Source organism: Phenylobacterium sp. (assembly GCF_030654915.1).
GTDB lineage: Bacteria > Pseudomonadota > Alphaproteobacteria > Caulobacterales > Caulobacteraceae > Phenylobacterium.
On the sequence record NZ_JAURWM010000298.1, the window covers coordinates 1 to 4,951 of the forward strand.

A 4,951-nucleotide genomic window follows, 5' to 3' on the forward strand; every position below is an offset into this window, starting at 1 on the left:
CCAGGTCGCGGCCCTGACCGGTCTCGATGTGGCCAACGCCTCGATGTACGACGGCTCCACGGCCTGCGCCGAGGCGGTGATGATGTCCCAGCGGGTCACCCGCCGGAAGAAGGCGGTGCTGTCGGGCGGCCTGCATCCGCAGTACGCAGCGACCACCCAGACCATCGCCCATGCCGAGGGCATGGACATCGTGCGCCAGGCGGCCGCGATTGACGCCGAGGCCGCCGTCCTGGACGCGATCGACGCTGAAACCGCCTGCGTGGTCGTCCAGACCCCGAACGTGTTCGGCGTGGTGACCGACGTCACCAAGATCGCCGATGCCGCCCACGCGGCCGGCGCGCTGCTGATCGTGGTGACGACCGAGGCTGTGTCCTACGGCCTGCTGAAGTCGCCGGGCGAGATGGGGGCCGACATCGCCGTGGCTGAGGGCCAGTCGATCGGCAACGGCCTGAACTTCGGCGGTCCCTATGTCGGGCTGTTCGCCTGCCGCGAAAAGCTGGTGCGCCAGATGCCCGGCCGCCTCTGCGGCGAGACGGTGGACGCCGAGGGCCGTCGCGGCTTCGTGCTGACGCTGTCGACGCGCGAGCAGCACATCCGTCGCGAGAAGGCGACGTCCAACATCTGCACCAACTCGGGCCTCTGCGCCCTGGCCTTCACCATCCACCTCTCGCTGCTCGGCGAGCGGGGCCTGCGTGAGCTGGCGGCGCTCAACCACTCCAAGGCCCGCGAGTTGCGCGACGCCCTGGCGGCCGTGCCGGGCGTCGAGATCCTGACCCCGCGGTTCTTCAACGAGTTCGCCATCCGCCTGAAGGGCGACGCGGCGAGCGTGGTCGAGGCGATGCTGGCCGACGGCGTCGTTGGCGGCGTGCCGTTCTCGCGGCTCAACCCGCACGCCGGCCTGGACGATGTCCTGCTGGTCAGCGCGACCGAGACCACCACCACCGAACACATCCAAGCCTTCGCCTCGGCGCTCGCCGGAAGGACCGCGTAATGACCATGCAGAACGTTGGCCGCCCGACGCGCCCGCAAGCCGTGACCCAGTCCGGCCACACCTCCCTGACCGGGGCCCGCGGCCTGCTGCAGGACGAGGCGCTGATCTTTGAACTCGGCGGTTGGGACAAGACCGGCGTCGATCTGGCCCCGTCCCAGCACGATGCGTCTGATCTGGGCGACCTGGTCCGTACCGCGCCGATCGGTTTGCCGGGCCTCTCTGAGCCCGAGGCCGTGCGCCACTATGTGCGGCTCAGCCAGAAGAACCACGCCATCGACCTGGCGCTCTATCCGCTGGGCTCGTGCACGATGAAGCACAACCCGCGCCTGAACGAGAAGGTGGCCCGCCTGGCCGGGTTCGCCGATCTGCATCCGCTGGCGCCGCAATCGACCGTCCAGGGTGCGCTCGCCCTGATGGACCGGCTGGCCCATTGGCTGAAGACCTTAACCGGCATGCCCGCCGTCGCCCTGTCGCCCAAGGCCGGCGCCCACGGCGAGCTCTGCGGCCTGCTGGCCATTCGCGCCGCCCATGAGGCGAACGGGCAGGGCCATCGCCGCACCGTGCTGGTGCCGACCTCCGCCCACGGGACCAACCCGGCCACCGCCGCCTTCGTCGGCTATTCGGTCGTTGAGATCGCTCAGACCGACGACGGCCGCGTCGATATCGCCGACCTGGCCGCCAAGTTGTCGCCGGACGTGGCGGCGATCATGGTCACCAATCCCAACACCTGCGGTCTGTTCGAGCGCGACGTGATCGAGATCGGTCGCCTGACCCACGAGGCCGGCGCCTACTTCTATTGCGACGGCGCGAACTTCAACGCCATCGTCGGCCGGGTGCGCCCCGGCGACCTGGGCGTCGACGCCATGCACATCAACCTGCACAAGACCTTCTCGACGCCCCACGGCGGCGGGGGTCCTGGCGCTGGCCCTGTGGTGCTGTCGGCGGCCCTAGCCCCCTTCGCCCCGGCCCCCTGGGTCGTGGCCGGTGAGGGCGGCTTCAAGCTCGTTGAGGAGACCATTGAAGAAGCCGCCCAGGGCTTTGGCCGCATGAGCGCCTTCCATGGCCAGATGGGCATGTTCGTCCGCGCCTACGCCTACATGCTGAGCCATGGCTCCGATGGCCTGCGTCAGGTCGCCGAGGACGCTGTCCTCAACGCCAACTACATCAAGGCCAAGCTGTCGCCGGTGATGACCCCGGCGTTCCCGGATGGCCCGTGCATGCACGAGGCGCTGTTCGACGACACCTGGCTGGAGGGCACCGACATCACCACGCTCGACTTCGCCAAGGCGATGATCGACGAGGGCTTCCACCCGATGACCATGTACTTCCCGCTGGTCGTCCACGGGGCGATGCTGATCGAACCGACCGAGACCGAATCCAAGCTGGAGTTGGACAGGTTCTGCGACGCTCTGACCGCCCTGGCGCTCGCCGCCAAGGAAGGCGACGTGGACCGCTTCAAGGGCGCGCCCTACCTCGCGCCGCTGCGCCGCCTGGACGAGACCCAGGCGGCCCGGAAACCGCGTCTGACTTGGCGGCCGGAGGACAAGGGTGTGTCCCCGGCGCCTCTAGCGGCCGAATAGGGGCGCCTGGACAAAATTTAACCCCAGGTCTGCCTTTACGACTCCCTGATACGTTCTCATATCGGCAGTGCTGTCCCGACCGCTGGTCCTCCCCCAGTGCCGCGCGCGGGCGCGATCCAGGTAGGAAACCAGTTGTCCCTCGCCATGCCGAGCGTGCGCGGCCGCCGCGCCTCCGACGCCGCCACCCGCGATCTCGCGGGTCGCGTCGTGCGTTTTGGCCTAGTCGTGCTTGGATCGCTGATCGTGGTGGCGGGGATCGCCATCGCGCCCTTGCCTGGACCTGGCGGGATACCGGTCATCGTCGTCGGGCTGATGATCGTGTTGCGCAATTCGTTCAAGGCTAGGCGGCAGTTCGTCCGCCTGCATCACGCGCATCCGAAGATGATCTCGCCGATCCGGCGGCTACTACGGCGTGACCCGCATATCATTCAAATGTCGTGGCATCAGGCTTTGAAGATTGAGCGTCTTCTGGTGCCGAGGAAACTGCGCTTCGCGGTTCGCAGCCGACGCCTTTTCAGGCGTCGGCGCTAAACCCTATCTACTGGAGCTTGGAGCCCAGCTGGCTGATCGCGCGATCGATCAGCGGGTCGCTCTTGGCGCCGGCGAGGCGCTTGGTGAGCACGACTTCAGCGGCGGCGGCTGCCATGTCGGCGGCGGCTGCCTTGACCTCTGCCGCGGCTTGGGCCTCGGCGTTGGCGATCTTGCGTTCGGCCAGCTTCTGGCGGCGAGCGAGGCTCTCCTCCAGCTTGGCCTTGGCTTCGATCTCGTAGCGGCGGGCTTCTTCGTGAGCAGCGGCCAGCATGTCCTTGGCTTGCGCCTCGGCTTCGACGCGCTCGGCCTTGAGTTGGGCCAGCAGACGCTGGGCTTCCTCACGGATACGAGCCGCTTCGTCCAGGTCCGCCTGGATCTTGGCGGTCGTGGCGTCGAGGGCCGAATTGATGGCCTTCGGGGCCTTGGCCACGAAGATCACGATGCCCAGGAAGATCAGCAGGCCCGCGAAGACCCACGCTTCCGCATTCGCGGGGTTGAGGAAAACAGGCATCAAGCGGCTCCTTGAGCGGTGAGCGCCGCGTCGATCTCAGCCGCGGTCACCTTTTGACCGGTCAGCTTTTCGACCATGGCCTGGGCCGTCTCGCCGGCGATGCCGCGGACGTTGGTCATGGCCTGATCGCGCAGGCCGCGGATGCGGGCCTCCGCCTCGTCCATCTGAGCTTGCAGACGGTCGTCCTCGGCCTTCTGGCTAAGCGCCAGTTCGGCCGTGGCCTTGGCCTTGGCGTCGGCGGCGAGGCTGCGCGAACGGGCGCGGGCGTCGTCGATTTCGGCTTGGGCGGCCTTGGCTTGAGCTTCGGCTTCGGCTTGAACGCTGCGCGCCTGGTTCACCGCTTCGGCGATCGTAGCCTGGCGGGTGTCCTGGATCTTGCGAAGCCGCGGCACGAAGACCTTGGCGAGCAGGAGGTACAGGACCGCGAAAATCAGGAAGAGCCAGACGATCTGGCCGCCCCAATGTTCAAATTTGAACTGGGGCAAACCGCCGCTCTCGCTGCCGTGGGCAGCGACTTCCGTCGTGCCGGCCGGAACGTGGTCTCCGTGCGCGGCGACGGCGGATTCAGCGGCGTTACCGTCGCGGATATCCGCGCCCGGCGGGGGTGTGGTCTCGGCGGCCATAAGGCTTAGACGTCCTTAAAGCGCAGGCTGAGGACGCGACGAAGTCGGCGCGCCCTCTGGGACCTGCGGATCTTGGCTTAGGAGAACAGGATGAGCAGGCCGAGCACGAAGGCGAGAATGCCCAGCGCTTCGGTCAGGGCGGCGCCCAGGATCAGGTTGGTGAATTGGCCGCCGGCGGCCGACGGGTTGCGCGTGGCGCCCGCCAGGAAGTGGCCGAAGATGGTGCCGATGCCGATGCCCGAGCCGATCATGCCGAGGGTCGCGAGGCCCGCGCCGATGTACTTAGCCGATTCCGCGTCCATAGTTTTCAGTCCCGTTTGGTAGGTTGATAGAGGTGAGTTTTTCGCTCGGCGATCAGTGGTGATCACCAAGATTGACCACGTCGTTCAGATAGACGCAGGCCAGAACCGCGAACACGAAGGCCTGTAGGAAGGCCACCAGGAACTCCAGCGCCGTCAGCGCCACGACGCCGCCCAGCGAGAGCGCCGCGCCGGGGATGCCCAGCAGGCCCAGGCCGCCGCCGGCCGCCATGGCGCCCAGCGAAACCACGAAGCCGGCGAACACCTTCATGGCCACGTGGCCGCCCAGCATGTTGCCGAACAGACGAAGGGCGAGGGTCACGGGACGCAGCAGGAAGGAAATGATCTCGATCGGGGGGACCAGGATCAGCATGTACCAAGGCACGCCGCCCGGGACGAACAGCTTGTACATGTTC

Annotated in this window: 7 protein-coding genes; 3 read left to right on the forward strand and 4 right to left on the reverse strand. The window is 67.5% G+C overall.

The window, feature by feature from the left end:
• The 3 genes from gcvPA to Q7T84_RS15925 all read left to right on the forward strand — a co-directional run.
• On the forward strand, positions 1-991 hold a 991-nt coding region (gcvPA, locus tag Q7T84_RS15915), incomplete at its 5' end, for an aminomethyl-transferring glycine dehydrogenase subunit GcvPA (RefSeq protein WP_304810758.1).
• Positions 991-2,571: an aminomethyl-transferring glycine dehydrogenase subunit GcvPB gene (gcvPB, locus tag Q7T84_RS15920; RefSeq protein ID WP_304810760.1), complete on the forward strand. Its 1,581-nt coding sequence runs from the start codon at positions 991-993 to the stop codon at positions 2,569-2,571. The genes gcvPA and gcvPB, both read left to right, overlap by 1 nt.
• Before the next feature lie 132 nt (positions 2,572-2,703).
• Positions 2,704-3,102 carry a PGPGW domain-containing protein gene (locus tag Q7T84_RS15925; RefSeq protein WP_304810762.1) on the forward strand — a complete coding sequence of 133 codons (399 nt, stop codon included), beginning with the start codon at positions 2,704-2,706 and terminating at the stop codon, positions 3,100-3,102.
• Between the two features lie 7 nt (positions 3,103-3,109).
• Here Q7T84_RS15925 and Q7T84_RS15930 read toward each other — a convergent pair whose 3' ends face one another.
• The 4 genes from Q7T84_RS15930 to Q7T84_RS15945 all read right to left on the reverse strand — a co-directional run.
• Entirely contained in the window at positions 3,110-3,613 is a 504-nt protein-coding gene (locus tag Q7T84_RS15930) for a F0F1 ATP synthase subunit B (protein ID WP_304810764.1), read from the reverse strand.
• On the reverse strand, positions 3,613-4,236 hold the full coding sequence (locus tag Q7T84_RS15935; protein WP_304810766.1) for a hypothetical protein: 624 nt from the start codon (positions 4,234-4,236) through the stop codon (positions 3,613-3,615). Before Q7T84_RS15935 ends, Q7T84_RS15930 begins: the two co-directional genes overlap by 1 nt.
• Before the next feature lie 77 nt (positions 4,237-4,313).
• The gene (locus tag Q7T84_RS15940) at positions 4,314-4,538 is read right to left on the reverse strand and encodes a F0F1 ATP synthase subunit C (RefSeq protein WP_056730905.1); all 225 of its coding nucleotides are present in this window, start codon (positions 4,536-4,538) and stop codon (positions 4,314-4,316) included.
• A gap of 52 nt (positions 4,539-4,590) precedes the next feature.
• On the reverse strand, positions 4,591-4,951 hold a 361-nt coding region (locus tag Q7T84_RS15945; protein ID WP_304810771.1), incomplete at its 5' end, for a F0F1 ATP synthase subunit A.

Excerpts from the sequence above, each read along its gene's own strand:
- Q7T84_RS15930 (WP_304810764.1), bottom strand. The coding sequence starts at position 3,613 with ATGCCTGTTTTCCTCAACCCCGCGAATGCGGAAGCGTGGGTCTTCGCG.
- gcvPB (WP_304810760.1), top strand. The coding sequence starts at position 991 with ATGACCATGCAGAACGTTGGCCGCCCGACGCGCCCGCAAGCCGTGACC.
- Q7T84_RS15935 (WP_304810766.1), bottom strand. The coding sequence starts at position 4,236 with ATGGCCGCCGAGACCACACCCCCGCCGGGCGCGGATATCCGCGACGGT.
- Q7T84_RS15940 (WP_056730905.1), bottom strand. The coding sequence starts at position 4,538 with ATGGACGCGGAATCGGCTAAGTACATCGGCGCGGGCCTCGCGACCCTC.